The 18,920-nt window shown below is 71.5% G+C and carries 13 protein-coding genes; 11 read left to right on the top strand and 2 right to left on the bottom strand.

All coding sequences use genetic code 11. The annotated features are described in order from the left end of the window. Window positions 1-206: 206 nt before the first annotated feature. Window positions 207-1,640: a radical SAM protein gene (locus AB0D45_RS25895; RefSeq protein ID WP_361602059.1), complete on the bottom strand. Its 1,434-nt coding sequence runs from the start codon at window positions 1,638-1,640 to the stop codon at window positions 207-209. A 996-nt stretch (window positions 1,641-2,636) separates the two neighbouring features. On the opposite strand from AB0D45_RS25895, the gene pucD reads away from it, so the two are divergent. The 9 genes from pucD to AB0D45_RS25940 all read left to right on the top strand — a co-directional run bounded on the left by pucD (window position 2,637) and on the right by AB0D45_RS25940 (window position 14,910). Then, window positions 2,637-4,988 (top strand): xanthine dehydrogenase subunit D, encoded by a 2,352-nt coding sequence (gene pucD, locus AB0D45_RS25900; protein WP_362463132.1) that lies wholly within the window; start codon window positions 2,637-2,639, stop codon window positions 4,986-4,988. Continuing rightward, a complete protein-coding gene (locus AB0D45_RS25905) occupies window positions 4,985-6,214 on the top strand; it encodes an ATP-grasp domain-containing protein (protein ID WP_362463135.1) in 1,230 nt (409 codons plus the stop codon). Before pucD ends, AB0D45_RS25905 begins: the two co-directional genes overlap by 4 nt. Then, the gene (locus tag AB0D45_RS25910; RefSeq protein WP_362463138.1) at window positions 6,211-7,515 is read left to right on the top strand and encodes an ATP-grasp domain-containing protein; all 1,305 of its coding nucleotides are present in this window, start codon (window positions 6,211-6,213) and stop codon (window positions 7,513-7,515) included. Before AB0D45_RS25905 ends, AB0D45_RS25910 begins: the two co-directional genes overlap by 4 nt. Window positions 7,516-7,563: 48 nt before the next feature. Beyond that, complete coding sequence (locus AB0D45_RS25915; RefSeq protein ID WP_361602047.1) at window positions 7,564-8,292, top strand: 2OG-Fe dioxygenase family protein; 729 nt, start codon at window positions 7,564-7,566, stop codon at window positions 8,290-8,292. Window positions 8,293-8,410: 118 nt separating this feature from the next. Then, window positions 8,411-9,763, top strand: coding sequence for a hypothetical protein (locus AB0D45_RS25920; protein ID WP_362463142.1), 1,353 nt, complete (start codon window positions 8,411-8,413; stop codon window positions 9,761-9,763). Next, a complete protein-coding gene (locus AB0D45_RS25925; RefSeq protein WP_362463144.1) occupies window positions 9,760-11,079 on the top strand; it encodes an MFS transporter in 1,320 nt (439 codons plus the stop codon). Before AB0D45_RS25920 ends, AB0D45_RS25925 begins: the two co-directional genes overlap by 4 nt. After that, window positions 11,076-12,425 carry a PLP-dependent aminotransferase family protein gene (locus tag AB0D45_RS25930; RefSeq protein ID WP_362463147.1) on the top strand — a complete coding sequence of 450 codons (1,350 nt, stop codon included), beginning with the start codon at window positions 11,076-11,078 and terminating at the stop codon, window positions 12,423-12,425. Before AB0D45_RS25925 ends, AB0D45_RS25930 begins: the two co-directional genes overlap by 4 nt. Window positions 12,426-12,432: 7 nt before the next feature. Continuing rightward, complete coding sequence (gene metK / locus AB0D45_RS25935; RefSeq protein WP_362463149.1) at window positions 12,433-13,662, top strand: methionine adenosyltransferase; 1,230 nt, start codon at window positions 12,433-12,435, stop codon at window positions 13,660-13,662. A 45-nt stretch (window positions 13,663-13,707) separates the two neighbouring features. Further along, window positions 13,708-14,910 carry an MFS transporter gene (locus tag AB0D45_RS25940; protein ID WP_361608815.1) on the top strand — a complete coding sequence of 401 codons (1,203 nt, stop codon included), beginning with the start codon at window positions 13,708-13,710 and terminating at the stop codon, window positions 14,908-14,910. Window positions 14,911-14,946: 36 nt separating this feature from the next. On the opposite strand, the gene AB0D45_RS25945 is transcribed toward AB0D45_RS25940, so the two are convergent. Next, window positions 14,947-16,008 (bottom strand): GNAT family N-acetyltransferase, encoded by a 1,062-nt coding sequence (locus AB0D45_RS25945; RefSeq protein ID WP_362463152.1) that lies wholly within the window; start codon window positions 16,006-16,008, stop codon window positions 14,947-14,949. Between the two features lie 300 nt (window positions 16,009-16,308). Here AB0D45_RS25945 and AB0D45_RS25950 point away from each other — a divergent pair, with 300 nt between their 5' ends. Then, window positions 16,309-17,553, top strand: coding sequence for an ATP-grasp domain-containing protein (locus tag AB0D45_RS25950; protein WP_362463155.1), 1,245 nt, complete (start codon window positions 16,309-16,311; stop codon window positions 17,551-17,553). After that, window positions 17,553-18,917 carry a hypothetical protein gene (locus AB0D45_RS25955; protein ID WP_362463158.1) on the top strand — a complete coding sequence of 455 codons (1,365 nt, stop codon included), beginning with the start codon at window positions 17,553-17,555 and terminating at the stop codon, window positions 18,915-18,917. Before AB0D45_RS25950 ends, AB0D45_RS25955 begins: the two co-directional genes overlap by 1 nt. The last annotated feature ends 3 nt before the right edge of the window (window positions 18,918-18,920 follow it).

Genomic DNA, 18,920 nt, shown 5'->3' on the forward strand with positions numbered 1-18,920 from the left:
CCCTTTTTTAATCACCCGGCCACCCCCTATATAAACACCACCACAAACACACTCTGCCCCTCCCCGCCGCTCTCCCTATCTCCGGGGGGGTGGTGTGGGGGGGGGGCCCGAAGCGGGCACGCCGCCACCGCCCCGGCGCACCTGTAGCGCGAATGAGGGGGTGCGCCGGGGGCGGTGGAGAGGGCCGGTGTTTCCGGAAGGGACCGTCAGGCGCCGGCCGTCTTGAGACCGGAGATGCGGATCGGCTCGCCGCCCATGTGCTTCTGGGCGCGCTTGTTCTGCTGGTGCAGCCCCTCGTAGTACGTGCGGTCGAGTTCGATGACGTTCTTCGAGAAGAACATCCAGGACAGGACGTCGCGGTACTTGAACCCGTCCGCGGTCAGCTGGATCCGGTCGGTGGGCAGCCGGCGCAGCAGGCCCAGCTCCTCGCCGGCGGCCAGGACGGGCTCGAAGAGGTGGGCCTTCTCCCGGTAGCCGAACCGGTCCAGCTCGTTCAGGTCCAGGTCGAAGGTGTCGAGGACCAGGCGCTTGCGGATGATCTCCTCGTCGTCGAGGACGAAGCCCGTCTGCGGGGTGAGCTCGTGGTTGCGGGCCTGCTTGATGTAGTCCGCCACCTCCCCGAGGCTCGGCTTGACGTTGCCGACCATGTAGTCCACGGAGCTCGTGTAGCTGCGCGCGCCGGCGCCCAGGCCCAGCAGCGGAACGCCGTGGAAGGTGAGCACCTTCTGCTGGTAGCCGCCGCGGCCGAGCTTCTTGTAGCGGACGTTCGACTCCTGCACGTAGCCGGCCTCGCGGAAGGCCGCGTTCGCGTAGTCGTAGCGCTCGTAGAGGTCCGGGTTCCACATGTACTGGTAGGCGCCGGTCTTGGAGAACCACGCGTCCGGGCGGACGGTGAGGAAGTACGTGCTGATCGTCTCGGGGGCCAGCGCCACGAGCTCGTCGACGGAGTGCCGCCAGCTCTGCGGGGTCTGTCCGGCGAAGCCCATGATCAGGTCGGTGCTGAGGTTGGGCAGCTGCTTCTCGCGGGTGATCTCGATGGCCTCGCGGATGACCTTCTCGTTGGCCTGGCCGCGGCCGGCCTCGCGGATCTCGGCCGGCACCAGCGACTGGATGCCGATGTTCGCGCGGGTCAGACCCATCGCGATCAGCCCCTCGAGCGTGCCGGGCTCCTTCACGATGGAGTCCGGCGTGGCTTCGATGGCCACCTCCTCGACCGTGCTGCGCCAGTTCGGGTAGACCTCGTCGAAGGTCGCGAAGAGCTGCTCGAAGTGACGCGGGCTCAGCAGGCTGGGCGTTCCGCCGCCGATGTAGATGGTGCGCAGCCGGCGGGCCTGGATGATCTCCGCGTGGTCCCGGATCTGGGTGCACAGCGCGTCCATGTACGCGTCGTAGACGTCCATGTCCTCGGAGATGACGGTGTACAGGTTGCAGAAGCCGCACTTGTAGCGGCAGAACGGAACGTGCAGGTAGAGGTTGAGTTCCGGAACGCCGTGGCGTTTCAGGTCTTCATCCCATATGTCTTTGATGTTCCAGGAGCCGTTGAGAGGACGGTAGGCACTACGCGAGGGGTAGGCGTAGTTGAAAGGCGGAATAACTCCTTGCTTGATGTGGTGGGCGAGCTCGTCGCGAATTTCACTCATGGTGATTTCCCTCAATCCGTTTGCGGGACCTGGGCAGCAGTGGACAACCCCATGGGGCCGCCGGGCCGATGGGCCGACGAATGCCGCTACGAGGCGGTGCGACGGGGGCCGAAGGGCGAGTCCGGATGAAAGGAAACGGAGGGTGCATTGCCCCCCTGGTATGTACAGCTCCCCCGCTGCGACGCGATCCGCCGAGAACTCCTGGCCGTTCGCTCACTCAGAGCGCAGAAACAAGGCCGGGCAGACGCTCCAATAAGTAGATGGGTAATTCCACGCCGAGCGACAGGACCGTATCCTCCAAAGCCGGAGGGTGGTTTCCGACACGCACCTGGGTGATCGTCCAAGACCGTCTTGGTGGGTGAGATGTTTCGGCTGGGTTACGGATTCCTCCAGCGGTCCTCTATTAGCGTCACCCACTCATGCACCAGAACGGGGGTTCAGATGAGGCATGAGTTCCGGTTAACGCTGTCCCGCGGGGATTTGACGGGACGTCAGTCCCGCGACGGACAAGAGAAGCCGCCACCGGCCGTCACGGGTGCCGACGCGACGGCCGTCTCCTTCGCGAACGTACGGTCCACCCGCCCGGAAGCGGCCGGGTCCGCCAGCACCGGGACGCCCGTCGAGGCAGACGTCCTCCGGGCGCCGGAGTCCTGCGCACCACAGCGGACGACGTCACGGCCCACGTGGCGGCGGACCGGCCCGCGCGCCACCTCTCCATCGCCGCTCGCCCGGTCGGCGGCGACCACGTGCCGGACGCCGCGTCCGGCGTCATCGACGGCGGACCCCTCGACGGGGCCAACTCCATTGCGCGGCACGCCGCATCCACGCGTCCGCCACACCCAGCCGATCACCATGCGGTAGCGGACCGGCAGCGTCCGGCAGATCGCCCCCCAACACCAGCTCTGGCCTCGAAGGCTCCGAGGCACCTTTGGCGCGCCCCTGGCCGACTCGGCCCTGCGCTCGCTCGAGCCGGCCAACTTCGTGGATAGGTTTTCCTTGAGTACCACTCCATCGGGCGCCCCTGAGGCGGTCGACCTGCACCAGGCCATCGGGATCGGTGGCACACCCCCGCGCCCGGACGGCGCACAGAAGGTCCAGGGCTCGTTCGCGTACGCGTCGGACCTGCGCGCCGAGGACATGCTGTGGGGCGCGACGCTGCGCAGCCCGCACCCCAGTGCGCGCATCCGCTCGCTGGACACCAGCAGGGCCCGCGCCCTCCCCGGCGTCGCCGCGGTCCTCACCCACGAAGACCTGCCGGGCCGGAAGCTGTACGGCCTCGAACGCCGCGACCAGCCCGTTCTCGCCGTGGACGAGGTCCGCTACCAGGGCGAGCCCATCGCACTGGTGGCGGCCGACCACCCCGAGACCGCCCGGCGGGCGCTGGCCCTGATCCGGGTGGACTTCGAGGTGCGCGAGCCGCTCACGGATCCCGCTCTGGCGGCCTTCGATCCCGACCAGCCTGCCGTGCACCCGCAGGGAAACCTCGTACGCCACCAGCCGATACGGTCCGGTGACGTGGAGGCCGCCCGGCGCCGCGCCGATCTCGTGGTCGAGCGGGCCGAGTTCGAGATCGGCATGCAGGACCAGGCGTTCCTGGGACCGGAGTCGGGGATGGCCGTTCCCGACGGGGACGGCGGCCTCGACCTGTACGTGTCGACGCAGTGGATGCACCACGACAAGCGCCAGATCGTCCCCGTGCTGGGCCTGCCCGAAGAGCGGGTCAGACTGACCCTCTCGGGAGTCGGCGGGGCGTTCGGCGGCCGCGAGGACATCTCCGTGCAGATCCACATGGCGCTGCTGGCCCTGGCCACCGGTCTGCCGGTGAAGATGTCCTACAGCCGCGACGAGTCCTTCCTGGGACACGTCCACCGCCACCCCGCCAGGATGCGGTACGAGTACGGCGCCACCCGGGACGGCCGGCTCGTGTACGCGGACGTCAGGATCGTCTTCGACGGCGGCGCCTACACCTCCGCGACACCCGGCGTGGTGGGCATCGGCTCCTCCCTCTGTCTCGGGCCGTACGAGGTCCCGCACGTCTCGGTCGACGTGTACGGCGTGTTCACCAACAACCCCCCCTGCGGGGCGATGCGCGGCTTCGGCGGCGTCCAGGGCTGCTTCGCCTACGAGTCCATGATGGACCGGCTCGCCGCCCGGGTCGGCCTGACACCGCTGGAGATCCGCCGGCGCAACGCGATCCGGCCGGGTTCCAGGATCGCCAACGGCCAGGCGGTGGACGCCCCGCAGCCGTTCCTCTCGCTGCTCGACGAGATCGAGGCCATGCCCCTCCCGGCGGCCCTCCCCGCGGTCACCGATCCCCGGGACATGCCGGGAGGCCTGTCCGGCAGCACCCGCGCCGAGAGCGTGGTGCGCGGCGTGGGCTACGGGGCGGGGATGAAGAACGCCTGCTTCTCCGGAGGCGACGACGACTACTCCACCGCCCGGGTCGTCCTCGCCGTGGCCGACGGCGAGCCCACCGCATACCTCCACACGGCCGCCGCGGAGGTCGGCCAGGGCCTGGTCACCGTGGAGGCCCAGATCGCCCGCACCGAACTCGGCTTCGAGCGCGTGGTGCTGCTCCCCCCGGACACCTCGATCGGCGACTCCGGCGGGAGCTCGGCCTCCCGGCAGACCTACATGACCGGCGGCGCCGTGAGGACCGCCTGCGAGGCGGCGCGGGAGGAGCTCTTCCAGCTCGCCGCCCGACGCATGGCACTGTCGGAGCGGCCGGCCGGCGACCTCTGCGTCAGCGGGGGCAAACTCGTCTCGCGCCGGGACGGGGTCCTCGCCGACGTCCTGGACGTACTGGGCGCGGACACCGTCGACGTCACCCGCGAGTACCACCACCGGGCGACCAGCGCCGTCGACCCGCTGACCGGTCTCGGCGACTCCCACGTCCAGCTCATCATGTGCGTCCACCGCGCCGTGGTCGACGTCGACGTGGAGCTGGGGCTGGTGCGGGTGGTCGCGCTGGACGCCGTGCAGGACGTCGGCCGCACCATCAACCGCGGCGGCCTGGAGGGCCAGATCCACGGCGGTTCCGCGCAGGGACTCGGGCTCGCCCTGATGGAGGAGCTCGTGGTCGAGGGCGGCAAGGTCCAGAACGCCTCGTTCACGGACTACCTGATCCCGACGGCCCTCGACGTCCCGCGGATGAACCTCACCATCGTGGAGCACCCGGACCCGCACGCGCCCTACGGCGTACGCGGGGCGGGAGAGGCACCGACCCTCTCGGCGACCCCCGCCATCGTCGCCGCCGTCCGCGACGCCACCGGCCTCGCGCTGACCCGCGTCCCCCTGCGCCCGCACGACATCGCTCTCGGCGCACGATCCACAGGAGTACGGACATGAAGAGGGTTCTGCTGATCGAAGCCATGGGGTCCGCCGAGGACCTGCTCGACGCGGGCCGCGACCTCGGCGTGCGGATGGTGGTCGCCACCCACCCGGAGATCTACGACTCCTACGCGCCGGCCGTCAGGGAGAAGATCCCCGAGGTGGTCTTCACCGACTTCTCCGACCCCGCCAAGGCCCTGGACGACCTCACCGAGTACGCCAGGACCGAAGGCGTGGACGCGGTGGTGGGCTGCTGGGAGTTCCTCACCCCCACGGCGGCCCGGCTCGCCGCCCGGCTCGGACTGCCCGGCAACGACCCCGAGCGGGCGGACGGCTGCCGCAACAAGCGGATCATGGCCGGGCTGTTCGAGGAGTACGGGGTCCCGGCCCCCGTCACGATCCTCGCGCAGGACCACGGCCAGGCCGCCGCCCGGCTGGCGGCCGGCGGTCTGCGCTACCCCCTGGTCGTCAAGCCGGCCGAACAGGCCGGCTCGTGGGGCGTGTCGGTGATCCAGGGCGAGGACGAGCTGGCCGACGCGTTCGCCGCGGCCCAGGCCTGGCCGTACGAGTCTCCGCACGGCTTCCCCCTCGACACCACCGTGCTCATCCAGGAGTACGTCGACGGCGTCGAGTACAGCGTCGAGAGCGTCGTCTTCGAGGGGCGGGTCTCGCCGCTCACCGTGGTGCAGAAGTTCACCACCGACGGTGTGTTCCGGGCCGAGACCGGCCAGACCGTGCCGGCCGCGCTCGGCGAGGACGACACCGCGACGCTCTTCGAGACCACGGTCGCGGCGGTCCGCGCGCTGGGCATCACCAACGGCGTCGCCCACACCGAGCTGAAACTGCTGCCCGGGGGCGGCGCAAAGATCATCGAGGTGGGGGCGCGGCTGCCCGGCGACCGGGTGCCCGAGCTGATCCGCCTCGCCCGCGGCATCGACGAGGCCCGCGCCTTCATCCAGGTGGCCCTGGGCATCGAGCCCGACCTCACGCCGCGCGCCGAACGGGCCGCGGCCATCCGGTTCTTCGTCCCGCCCCGGGCGGGCCGCTTCCGCAGCATCGACGGAGTCGTCCGTTCCCCGCAGGTCCACCGCATCGCGGTCTACCCCGAGCCCGACGACGAGGTCCGCGGCCCGGGCGACAACGACGGCCGGGTCGGCTACGTGATGCTCACGGCGGCGACCCCCGAGAAGGTCAACACCGCGGCGGACGCCGCCATCGCCAAACTCACGATCGAAGTGGAGTGACCACCGTGACAGAGTCGGACATCAAGCGCATCGCCTACATCCGGTCCATCCCGATCTCACGGGCCGGACCGTACATCCCGGAGCTGGCGCGCACCGTCACCGCCCAGGGCATCGAGGCCCGCATCTTCTTCACCGACGGCGAGTGCGGCCCCGGCGACTTCCCCGGCGGAACCTGGGAGAAGCTGCCCGAGGACGCACGGCCCGACCTCATCGCCGAGCGGATCCTGGCGTGGGGGGCCGACGGCGCGGTCTCCCTGTCCTTCCCCGACGAGGCGGGCCTGCGGGACGCGGTCGTCAAGGAGAAGCTGGCCGCGCACGGCATCCCCGTCGTCACCAACGGCCTGGAGCCCAGCCGCCTGCTCGCCGACAAGTGGGAGACGAAGAAGATCCTGGCCGACTACGGCCTGGAGACCCCCCGCGGCATGCTCGTCGACGGCACCCTGCTCAAGAACGGCGGCGCGGACGTCCCCGTCTACGCGGACATCATCCGCTGGAAGGCCGAGGAGATCGGCTACCCGCTGCTGAGCAAGGCCGTGTGGGGCAGCTCCGGCAACGGCATGCGCTTCATCCGCGACCGGGAGGAGCTGGAGGCGTACCTCGCCACCCCCGACGAGGGCAACTTCGTCCTGGAGGAGTGCATCACCGGCGAGCTGTGCACCGTCGAGCTCGTCGGCTCCGACGGGGAGTACGCCGTCCAGCCGCTGTGCTTCACCGGCCCGACCGGCGGCGAGCCGACCTTCGCCTTCTGGGAGCTGCGGTCCTCCGCCCCGCGCGCCGCCGACGACGAGGCGTTCCTGCCGGTGGCGGAGAAGCTCAAGAAGCTGTGCGCCGGCCTGCGGATCACCGGCGTGATCAACCTCGACATCATCTACAGCGGTGGCACGTACCACGTGCTGGAGATCAATCCCCGGGTCTCCGGGGCCACCGCCCTGGGCGTGGCCGCGTCCGGGCGCAACACCTACCTCTGCATGACCGAGATCCTCCTCGGCCGGTGGCAGCCCCAGCCCGAGCCCGTCCTGGAGCGCCGCCGCTGGTCCCTGGAGTTCCCGGTGAACGGCGTGACCGACGCCTTCACCGAGGCTGCCGGGAAGCTGCTCGACGTGGTCCAGGTGACGCCGACCCTGGTGGTCGACGGCAAGGAGTACGGCGGGCTGCTGATCGCCACCTGCGAATTCGGCGCCGAGGCCGCGTTCCTGGAGGCCATCACCGCCCTGGACGCCGAGCACGGCGTGCTCTCCGCGGACATGGCCGTACAGCTGAAGCAGTTGCTGACCCGCCCGGAGGCACAGGCCGTCCGCTGACGCTCCGCCACGATCTCGTTCCCTCAGAAGTGAAAGGTCACCCGCACCATGTCCCAGCCGTACGTCCACATCACCGCAGCGGAACTGCTCGGCTCCCTCGCCGGACACACCGAGGCCGAGGTGAAGCTGCTGCGTGAGTCCTGGAACGGCATGCCGGTCGACGCCTACCTCCACGACGGTGCCGACTACCGCCGCCGCCGCTACAGCGAGTTCCGGCTGACGGCCACGGGGCTGGAGCGGGCCCCCCACGGCGCCTTCCACCAGTCCGTCGACGTGAACCCCCTGCACGGCGGCGTCGCCCGGGAGTTCGAGCCGATCGAGGACGAGATCGCGGACTCCCCCCTGCTGGCGACCCTGGTCCGGGCCCTGGTGGCGCGCCTCCCCGGCACCTTCGACGCCACGCGGGCCGCCATCGGCATCCACCAGATACGCATCACCGCCACCAGGGGCGCGGCCGGACAGCCGGCGCCGGAAGGCATCCACGAGGACGGACACCATTTCGTCGCCCAGGTGCTCATCCGCCGCGACAACGTCGAGGGCGGCCGCTCCCAGCTCTACGACCGCAACCGGGAGGCGATCTTCAGCACCCTGCTGACGGAGCCGTTCGAGACGGTCATCATCGACGACCGGCGGGTGTTCCACGGTGTGTCGGCCATCGAGCCCGGCCCCGACCACCCCTTCGCCGTCCGGGACATGCTGCTCGTCGACGTCTTCCCCGTGCCGGCCGCGGCGTCCGCCGCCCCGGCCGGCGCCGAGCGGGGCCCGGTGGCCGCATGAGCGGGGCCCTGCGGCCGGCAGCCGCGGACGGCACCGGACCGTACCCGCGGCCCGGAACCGGGCCGGAGGACCACCGGGCCGCTGCCGTCACCGTGCCCGTCGAGACGGAGCCCGGCCGATGACCAACGCCCTGACCCTCGCGTACCTCGCGGGCTCCCGCCCGGGCACCGCCCTGGCCCGGGCCTGCGCGGACTCCGAACTCCTGCGCACGGCACTGGGCGAGCGGTTCCTCAGCCGCCCCGTGTTCCTGGAGGCCGACCAGGTCCAGGACGTGGGAAGCCGCCTCAGCGACCTCTTCGACCTGCTCCTCTCGCTGCCGCACCGGCTCCACGGCGGGGACGTACGGGCCTTCGCCCGCGCCGTGGGCTGGTCACCGCTCCAGATCGCGACGGCGCTCGGCGAGGACGGCATCCCGCGCGAGGTGCCGCGGTTCGCCCGTTCCGACCTCTACCAGGAGGAGAGCGGACGCTTCCGGATCCTCGAACTCAACGTCGGCAGTCCGCTGGGCGGTTTCGACACCCCGCTGATCGACGACGTGCTGCTCGCCGACCCGTACGTGTCCTCCTTCGCCCAGGAGCACGGCGTCGACACGACGGACACCACCTGGATGCTGACCAAGGTGCTCGGGGAAGCGCTCCCCGGCCTGGACCTCGGCACCGGGCCGGTGATCGGTCTCGTCGACTGGCCCGCCAGCTTCACCTTCCTGGAGCCGCGGCTGCGCGTGATGGCCGAACTGCTCAGGCCCTACGGGATCGAGGCGGTCCCCTGTCACGCGGGCCAGGTCGAGTCCCGCCACGACGGCCTGTACGTACACGGGCGCAGACTGGACGCCGTCCACCGCTTCTACGTCATCGACGACGTGGTCGCCCCGCAGGACGCCGAGCTCCTGAGGCCGATCCACGAGGCGGCGCGGGACGGGAAGACCGGCCTCTTCACCCCGCTGGAGCCGGAGGTCTACGGCAGCAAGGGGTGCTTCGCCGTCCTCAGTGACGAACGCAGCCGCCACGCCTTCACGGACGGGGAACTGGAGGTCATCGACTCCTTCCTGCCGTGGAGCAGGACGCTGCGGGACGAGAAGGTCCACGTCCAGGGGGAGGTCGTCGACCTCCTGCCCTACGTCCGCGCACACCGCGAGGACCTGGTCGTCAAGGCGACGGGCTCGCACGGCGGCCTGGACGTGGTACCGGGCTGGTCCACGGACCAGCGGGAGTGGGAGCGGATCGTGGACTCCTTCGCGGGGGGCCCGTACATCGTCCAGCGGCGGGTACGGCCCGTGGCCGAGCAGTTCCCCGTCGGCGACGGCACCCGGGACACCGAGTCCCTCGTCCTGAACTGGGGCGTCTTCCTGGTGGGACACGGCTACGGAGGCGCGTACATCCGGGGCACCGCAGACCTGGACGGCGGCGTGATCAGCCAGGCGAACGGGGCCCTGATGGGGACCTGCTTCCACGCCGGCACGGGGCGGCCGTGAAGGGCCGGGGCCTGTTGGCCCGCTGGGGCATGCCGGACCTGACCGGGAACGGACGCTTCGTCGGTGCGAACGTTCTCGACAGCCTCGGCAACGGGCTCGTCCTCGCCTTCACCGTCGTCTACTTCAGCGCGACCACCACGCTCTCGCTCGGCAGCATCGGTGCGGCGCTCTCCCTGGCGCAGCTCCTCGCGCTGCCCTCCCCCGTCGTCGCGGGCCCCCTCATCGACCGGCTCGGCCCCCGCAAGGTGGTGGTGGTCGCCAACCTGATCTCCGCGGTCGGCTTCGCCGGGTTCCTGTTCGCCGACAGCGCCTGGAAGATCGTCCTGGTCCAAGTCGTCGCCCAGGCGGGCTCCAGCATCTACTGGACGTCCAGCCGGGCCCTGGTGATGCTCGCGGCGGCCCGCCAGGGCGACCGCGCCCGGTGGTTCGGCTTCATCGGAGCACTGCGCAACACAGGCGCCGGCTTCGGCACGGCCGTCGCGTCCGTGGCGATCGCCCTGGGCAGTGTCACCGGTGTCCGGGCGCTCGTCCTGGCCAACGCGCTGACCTTCGTCGTCGCGGCCTGGCTGGTCGGCACCTGGCGGCCGGCCGAGGCGGCCGGCGCCGAGCAGCCGGCCGAGGCCCCGGCCCCGCGGGGTGCGGCGGACCGGCCACCGGGAGGCTACGCCCAGGTCCTGCGCGACCGCCGCTACCTGCGGCTGACCCTCGCGAACCTCGCCTTCGTCCTCGCCGCCAGTGCGGTTCCCGTCCTGCTGGCCGTGTACACCACCGAGGTGCTGGGCGGCGCAGCCTGGCTCGTCGGGGTGTGCGTCGTCGGCAACATGGTCCTCGTCGCCGGGACGCAGACCCTGGTCGCGAGCTGGACCGAACGCCACCGGCCCGCCAGGGTCCTGGCGCTCGCCGCCGTGGTCAACGCCCTCGCGTTCGCGGTCTTCGGCCTCCTGCTCGCCGTGCCCGGATGGGCGGTGGCGGCAGGCCTGGTGGCGGGGATGGTCGTCTTCACCGCCGCCGAGATGCTCAGCCTGCCGCCCAGCGGGGAACTGAGCGTCTCCCTGGCCCCCGAGCACATCCGCGGACGCTACCTGGCCGCCTTCCAGCTCTCCTGGACCCTGGGCAACGCCCTGGCTCCCGTCCTGCTCACCGCCCTTCTCACCCAGGGGCCCGCCTGGCCCTGGATCGTTCTGGGAGGACTGAACGTGATCGCCGTGCCCCTGGTGCTCGGCCTGGACCGGGCCGGCCCGCAGACCGGGCCCCCGGCCGGTGCCGGGCCGACCGCCCCGCCCGTCCAGCTCCCCGCGGACGAGGCCGCCTCATGACGGCCACCGCCCTGCCCGAAATGCGGCCGTACCCACAGGCACCGAGCGACCCGCTGCGCCTGGACACACTGCACGGCTCCCTCTCCGACCCGGTGCTCGGCTCGATGACCCTGCTCAACGAGATCACCGGGCGCTACCCCGAGGCGATCTCGTTCGCCGCGGGCCGTCCGTACGAGGACTTCTACGATCCCGGCCAGCTGCACTCCCACATCACCCGGTTCACCCGCCACCTGGCGCAGGACCTCGGGCAGACCCCGGCCCAGGTGCGCACCACCCTCTTCCAGTACGGACACACCAAGGGGATCCTGACCGACCTGCTCGTCCAGAACCTCGCCGTGGACGAGGGCATCACGGCCGACCCGGACGCGATCGTGGTCACCACCGGCTGCCAGGAGGCGATGGTCCTGCTGCTGCGCGCCCTGCGCACCGACGAGCGGGACGTCGTCCTGGCCCCCGCCCCCACCTACGTCGGATTCCTGGGTGCGGCCCGGCTCATGGACATGCCGGTACACCCGGTGAAGGAGGGCACGGGAGGCATCGACGTCGACGACTTCGTCGACCGGGTACGCGCCTGCCGTACGGCCGGGCTGCGTCCGCGCGCCTGCTACGTCGTGCCGGACTTCGCCAATCCCAGTGGTCTGAGCATGAACCTGGCCGACCGTGAGCGGCTGCTCGAAGCCGCCGCCTCGGAAGGCGTCCTCGTCATCGAGGACAATCCGTACTCCCTCTTCAACGCGGGAGCGCAGCGCCGGCCCACCCTCAAGTCCCTCGACCGGCACCGCAACGTCGTCTACGTCGGCTCCTTCGCCAAGACGGCGTTCCCCGGCGCGCGCGTCGGATACGTCGTCGCGGACCAGCCGGTCGAGGGGGCCGGGGCGGCGGAGGGAGGGCTGCTCGCGGACCAGCTCGCGAAGCTCAAGAGCATGCTGACGCTGAACACCTCGACGGTCTCGCAGGCCGTCATCGGCGGCAAGCTCCTGGAGAACGGGGGCAGCATGGCCGCCGCGACGCGGCGCGAGAGCGAGGTCTACGCCCGCAACCTCCGGGCCGTCCTCGACGGACTGCGGCGGCATTTCCCGGGCCCCGGGACGCAGGTCAGCTGGAACGTGCCGGGCGGCGGCATGTTCGCGGTGGTCACCCTGCCCTTCGAGGCCGACGACGCGGTGCTCGAGTACTCCGCGGCCCGGTTCGGTGTCCTGTGGACGCCGATGCGGCACTTCTACGCGGGGGCCGGCGGCACCCACCAGATCCGGCTGTCCTTCAGCGTCCTGACCCCCGAACGCATCGACGTGGGCCTCGCCCGCCTCGCCGACCTGGTCCGCGACCGGACCACCAGCAAAGGATGAGCCACACATGACGAAGCGCCTGTTCACCTCGGAGTCCGTGACCGAGGGGCACCCCGACAAGATGGCCGACCAGATCAGCGACGCCGTCCTCGACGCGCTCCTCGCCGAGGACCCGGCCTCGCGGGTGGCCGTGGAGACCCTGGTGACCACCGGCCTGGTCCACATCGCGGGCGAGGTGACGACGCGGGCGTGCGCGCCGATCGCCCGGATCGCGCGCGAGAAGGTCCTCGCCATCGGCTACGACTCGTCGAAGAAGGGCTTCGACGGCGCCTCCTGCGGCGTGTCGGTGTCCATCGGCGCGCAGTCCCCCGACATCGCCCGCGGTGTGGACGTGTCGGGCGGCGACGGCGAGGACGCCCTCGACCGGCAGGGCGCGGGCGACCAGGGGCTGATGTTCGGCTACGCCTGCGACGAGACGCCCGAGCTGATGCCGCTGCCGATCCACCTCGCGCACCGGCTCTCCCGCCGGCTGACGGAGGTCCGCAAGGACGGCACCGTCCCCTACCTGCGTCCGGACGGCAAGACGCAGGTCACCATCGAGTACGACGGGGACAAGGCGGTGCGCCTGGACACGGTGGTCGTCTCCGCCCAGCACGTCGGCGCCGACGAACTGGAACTCCTCCTGGGCGCCGGCGCCGACCTGGAGAGCATGCTGGGTTCCGACATCCGGCAGTTCGTGGTCGAGCACGTGCTGGCGCAGCTGGCGCAGGACGGCATCAAGCTGGACACCGAGGGCTACCGGCTGCTGGTGAACCCGACCGGCCGCTTCGAGATCGGCGGCCCGATGGGCGACGCCGGCCTGACCGGCCGCAAGATCATCATAGACACCTACGGCGGCATGGCCCGCCACGGCGGCGGCGCCTTCTCCGGCAAGGACCCCTCCAAGGTCGACCGCAGTGCCGCGTACGCGATGCGCTGGGTCGCCAAGAACGTCGTCGCCGCAGGCCTGGCCACACGCTGCGAAGTGCAGGTCGCCTACGCCATCGGCAAGGCCGAACCCGTCGGCCTCTTCGTCGAGACCTTCGGCACCGGCGTCCTCCCCAACGAGCGCATCCAGGAAGCCGTCTCCGCCGTCTTCGACCTCCGCCCCGCCGCCATCATCCGCGACCTCGACCTCCTGCGCCCGATCTACGCCCAGACCGCCGCCTACGGCCACTTCGGCCGCGAACTCCCGGACTTCACCTGGGAGCGCACCAACCGCGTGCCCGAGCTCCGCAGGGCCGCCGGCCTGGCGTGATCCCACGCCCCTCCCCCACTCACCCCCCTCGCCAAGGAATCCCCGTTGTCCGCTGCCACCAGCCTTCGCTCGTTCGTCTCCATAGCGGGGCCCGCCCTGCCCACCATGTCCTTCCTCGCTCGGCTGCCCGCCGCGATCTGCCCCATCGGAACCCTGCTGATGCTCACGGAGCTCAACGGCATCGGCCGCGCGGGCCTCGCCGCCGGGATGCTGTGGACCGGGCAGGCCCTGGGCGGACCCCCGATCGGCAGGATGGCGGACCGGCTCGGACACCGGGTCGTCGTCCTGAGCGCCTCCCTCGCCAACGGCGCCGCCATCGCGGCCTTCGTCGCGGCCGTTCTCGCCGATGTCCCGGCCGCCGTGGAAGCCGTACTGGCGTTGCTGGTGGGGCTGACCGTTCCGCAGATCGGGCCCCTGTCGCGCACCCGCTGGATCGCCCTCACCGCGGGCAAGTCCGATCTCACCGGCCGGGCCCTGTCCGCCGACACCACCATCGACGAGATCGGCTTCATGGCGGGACCGGCCCTCGCAGGGCTCGCGGTGACCCTGGTCCACCCGGTCGCCGGACTGCTGCTGGCCGGAAGCCTGATCGTCGTGTTCGGCACGCTGTTCGCCGTCCATCCGACGGCGCCCGGCGGTAGCCGGTCCCGCCCGGGCACGGGCACCACCGAACGCCTGCTGACCCCTCCCCTCGTGGTGCTCCTGGTCATGGCGCTGCTCCAGGGGATGATCTGGGGCAGCGCCAACGCCGGGGTCAGCGCCCTGGCCCAGCAGCTCGGAGATCCCGGAATGGCCGGCTTCGTCTGGGGCGCGATGGCGGTCACCAGCGCCCTGGCCGGGATCGCGGTCACCCTCCGCCCCGGAAAGCGGGACCTGACCGTCAGGCTGCGCATCGCGATCGCCGCCCAGGCGCTGCTGCTGCTCCCCCTGCTGGCCGTGGACGGCTTCCTCGGCGCGGCGGCGGCCGTCGCCGGCATCGGGGCGGCCGTGGCCCCTCACCTCATCGCCGTCTTCGGCCTGGCCGAGCGTGTGGCACCCCAGACCCGTATGGGCGAGGCCATGTCGCTCCTGGGCAGCGGACTGATCGTCGGGCAGGGGATCTCGGCGCTCGTCGCCGGCCAGCTCGCCGAACGCTCCGGTCACCAGACGGCCTTCACCCTGACCTGCGCCTCGGGCCTGGCCGCCGTCCTCGCGGCCGTCGTCCTGGTCCGTACGGCGCCCTTCGCCCAAAGGGTCCGCACGGCGTGATCCGGGGGGGGAGCGCCGGGCCGTGCGTCCGCGGGCTCAGAGGGCCGGCGTGCAGGCCCCGCGGGCCGGCTCCCCGCAGGTGGCTCCTGCGGGGGCCGCAGGCCCTCCTATCGCCCACAGGGGTGAAGCGACCGCACCCCGGAGGGTCTTGGCGTGCAGGGACTCCATGCCGAGGTGGAGGGAGGCGGCGCCGTGGGCGTAGGCGTACTCGATGGGGAGGTAGTAGGCGAGATTGAAGTACTCGTGCGCGCCCCGCAGCCGTGCGTAGTCGTATCCGGTGGAGCGGAGCCAGACGGTACCCATGTGGCAGTAGAAGAGGCTGAAGGCGACCATGCGTCCTTCGGCGTACGCCGCGAGGACGATGCCGCTGTCGGCCATGCCGACGGCCTGGTCGTGCAGCAGCCGGGCCATGAAGGCCGGGTCGGCCGGGTGGCCGTGGCGCTCCTGGAGCCGGGCGGCCAGTGCGCCGGCGTCGCCGGCGCACTCGGAGAGCCGCAGGGTGCGGAGCTCGTAGCCGGCTTCGGTGAAGGCCCGGCGTTCCCGGCGGACGGCACTGCGCCGCTTGTGGGGCAGCCCCGCCACGTAATCGTCGAACGTACTGCCGGGCAGTGGGATGCGCGCGTCCTGGTTCAGCTGGACGGGCTCGGTGCCGCAGGCCTCGGCGAGTTCGGCAGCCGCCGCGTCGGTGACGTAGAGCCACCACGGCTCCGCCTCCCGGGCGGCGGCGAGGGTTGCGGCGGCCGTCACGAGCCGGCCCAGCGCCTCGCGCCGCCGCTCGGGGGTGAGGCGGGGGTGGAGGAGCGGTGCGTTGAGGTAGCCGCGGCGGGCTCCCGCGAGCAGGGTCCTGGCCGGTGCGCGACCGGGGACGACCTCGTGGACGCGGTACAGGTCGTTGGGTTCGGTGTCGACCAGGTACAGCGGTGCCGCGGCGATCAGAGCGCCGTCGTCGTGGACCAGGGCGTAGCCGACCGATGCGGTGGGGTCGTACTGCTGGGCGGCGAGCCACTGGTGGGAGAGGTAGAAGCCGGCCTCCGCCGCGAGGGCGTCCCACTCCGTTGCGCGGACGTCCACGATGTCGTGGATGAAGGTGACGTTCACGGCCGGATTCCTCCTGTGCGGGTGGTTGAGGTGTTCGCGCTTTCGTCCCAACTCGGCAGCCCTTGGGGTTGATTCGTTTCGCCGAACCTAACCGGGCGTTGTCCGGCCGACGCTTCGCACAACAGGCCGTCTCAGAGTCCGGGCAAATTCGGAGGAGTCGACGAATTCCACCGGACGGCACGGGGAGATCGTCATCTGTTCTGTCCCTGTCGTGCTTCTCGCGGCGGCCGTCTACTGGCATGACCTCGGTCGCGGCCGCACATCCATCACGTCATCAACTCCCCTGGGGGACCACCACACATGCCCAAGCTGCTATTGATCGAAGCGATGGGGAACACCGGCGAATACGTCTTCGACGCCGCTCTGGACCTGGGCGTCGAAGTCATCGTCGTCACCCACGAAGACGTCTACGAGAAGTGGTACTCCCCCGCGCTCAAGGAAAAGATCCGGAAGGACGGGAAACTCGTCTTCACGGACTTCTCCGACGGCGAAGGCGCACTGCGGCAGCTCAGGGAGCTCGCCAGGGCCGAGGACGTCAACGGCGTGGTGGCCTGCTGGGAGTTCCTGACCCCGCTGGTCGCGCGGCTCGCCGCCGATCTGGGGCTTCCCGGCAACGACCCCTCGCGGGCGCTCAGCTGTCGCAACAAGCGCATCATGGCGCGTGCCTTCGCCGAGCAGGGCGTTCCCGCCCCGCTGACCGTGGCCGCGCGGACGGTCGAGGAGGCGTACGACCTGGTCAGGACGGCAGGCCTGACGTACCCGATCGTCGTGAAGCCCGCCGAGCAGTCCGGCTCCTGGGGCGTCTCGGTCGTCCGCGGCGAGGACGAGCTGGCGGCGGCCTTCACCGCGGCGCAGGCCCACCTGTTCCAGATGCCGCACGGCGTCCCGCTGGACGCGCACGTGGTCATCCAGGAGTACGTCGGCGGCGTCGAGTTCAGCATCGAGACCGTGGTGGCCCGCGGCGTGGCGACCCCACTGTTCCCGTACGACAAGTTCACCACGGAAGGGGCCAAGCGGGCCGAGTTCGGGCACACGGTCCCCGCGGAGCTGGACGAGGCGTCGGTACGGACCGTGCAGCGGGCCGCGGTGGCGGCCGCTCACGCCCTCGGCATCACCAACGGCGTCGCCCACACCGAGCTCAAGCTGCTCCCGGACGGCACCACCCGGATCATCGAGCTCGGCGCCCGGCTGCCCGGTGACCACGTGGTCGCCCTGATGCGGCAGGCCCGGGGCATCGACGAGGCGAGGATCTACGTCCAGGTCGCGCTCGGCCTGGAGCCGTCCCTCGCTCCCACCGCCGACAGCGCGGCGGGCATCCGGTTCCTGACCCCGCCGCGCGGGGGAACCCTTCGCTCGGTCAGCGGGATCGGCGAGTCGGGCGCGGTGGCCGAGAGCAGGCTCACGGTCCAGCCGGGCGGCCGGGTGCGCGCCCCGGGGGACAACGACTCGCGGGTCGGCTACGTGATCCTGCACGCCGGGACCGCCGCCGAGGTGAACGCGGCCGCGGCAGAGGTCCTCGCGGACGTCGTCATCGAGGTCGAGTGATGTCCACCGCGGCCCGGCTGACCCGGGACTACCTGACGGGGCTGCCGGACGGGTGCGCACCGGAACGGTCCTGCGCGGACTCCGCCCTGGCCGGAGACATCTACGGGAGTGCCTTCCTGACCCGCCCCGTCTTCTTCGACCGCGGCGAGAGCCGTGACGTGGGGACCCGGCTCAGCCGGCTGTACGACCTCCTCCTGTCGCTGCCCGAGCGGCTGTACGGGGGAGACCTGCGCTCCTTCACCGCCGCCCTCGGCTGGCCGCCGGAGCAGATCGGCGCCGCGCTCCGGGCCGACGGCAGGGCGCGCGAGCTTCCCCGGTGCGCCCGGGCCGACCTGTACCGCGAGGAGGACGGCTTCCGCCTGCTCGAACTCAACGGCGGCAGCCCACTGGGCGGCTGGGACATCGTCCTGCTCAATCACGCCCTGCTCCAGGACCCCTACGTCGCCTCCTTCGCGCGGGAGCACGGCCTCGGTTTCACCGACGGGATCGAGGTCCTGACGGACCTCTGGCGGGAGTCCTTCCCCGCCGTCGACCTCTCCGCGAACCCGGTCGTCGCGCTGCTCGAATGGCCTGACAACTATGCCGCGCTCGAACCGCACCTGCACCGCATGGCCGGTCTGCTCGCCTCGCACGGCATCGATGCGGTGCCCTGCCACCTGGGACAGCTGGAGTACCGCGCGGACGGGGTCCACGTCTTCGGGCGCCGGGTCGACCTGGTGCACCGCTGGTTCGTCATCAACGACGTCGTCACCGCCGGGGACGCGGCCTTGCTCGCGCCCCTCGACCGGGCCGCCGAGCGGGGGCTGGTCGGCCTGTTCACTCCGCTCGAGAACGAGGTCTACGGCAGCAAGGCCGCCTTGGCCCTGCTCAGCGACGAGCGCAACCGGTCCCTGTTCGACCGGGCCGAGCTCGACGTCATCGACGGTCTGCTCCCGTGGACCCGGCTGGTCCGGGACGAGCGGGTCGAGCTCGCCGGGGAGCGCGTGGACCTGCTCCGCTACGCGCTGGCGAACCGGAGCGACCTGGTGCTCAAGGCGAGCAGCTCGCACAGCGGCCTGGACGTGCTGGCGGGATGGGAGGCATCCGCCGACGAGTGGGCCGCCGGCGTCCGCGCCGCCGTGGACGGCCCGTTCATCCTCCAACGCCGGGTCCGCCCGGTGGCGGAGGACTTCCCCGCCCCGGGCGGCGGCCCGGCCGAGCCCACGGTGCTCACGTGGGGCGTCTTCCTGGCCGGCCGGGGCTACGGCGGGGCGTACCTGCGGGGCACACCCGATGTCGACAAGGGAGTGATCAGTTCCGGGAAGGGCGGCCGCCTCGGCACCGTCTTCCTGTGCGAGGGCGGCCGGGGGTCGGCCGCCGCGTGAGGG

This window comes from Streptomyces sp. NPDC048352 (assembly GCF_040651895.1).
Lineage (GTDB): Bacteria > Actinomycetota > Actinomycetes > Streptomycetales > Streptomycetaceae > Streptomyces.

Bases quoted from the DNA above. Each gene is read 5' to 3' on its own strand.
- AB0D45_RS25895 (WP_361602059.1), bottom strand. From the start codon at position 1,640: ATGAGTGAAATTCGCGACGAGCTCGCCCACCACATCAAGCAAGGAGTT.
- AB0D45_RS25905 (WP_362463135.1), top strand. From the start codon at position 4,985: ATGAAGAGGGTTCTGCTGATCGAAGCCATGGGGTCCGCCGAGGACCTG.
- AB0D45_RS25915 (WP_361602047.1), top strand. From the start codon at position 7,564: ATGTCCCAGCCGTACGTCCACATCACCGCAGCGGAACTGCTCGGCTCC.
- AB0D45_RS25920 (WP_362463142.1), top strand. From the start codon at position 8,411: ATGACCAACGCCCTGACCCTCGCGTACCTCGCGGGCTCCCGCCCGGGC.
- AB0D45_RS25930 (WP_362463147.1), top strand. From the start codon at position 11,076: ATGACGGCCACCGCCCTGCCCGAAATGCGGCCGTACCCACAGGCACCG.
- metK (WP_362463149.1), top strand. From the start codon at position 12,433: ATGACGAAGCGCCTGTTCACCTCGGAGTCCGTGACCGAGGGGCACCCC.
- AB0D45_RS25950 (WP_362463155.1), top strand. From the start codon at position 16,309: ATGCCCAAGCTGCTATTGATCGAAGCGATGGGGAACACCGGCGAATAC.
- AB0D45_RS25955 (WP_362463158.1), top strand. From the start codon at position 17,553: ATGTCCACCGCGGCCCGGCTGACCCGGGACTACCTGACGGGGCTGCCG.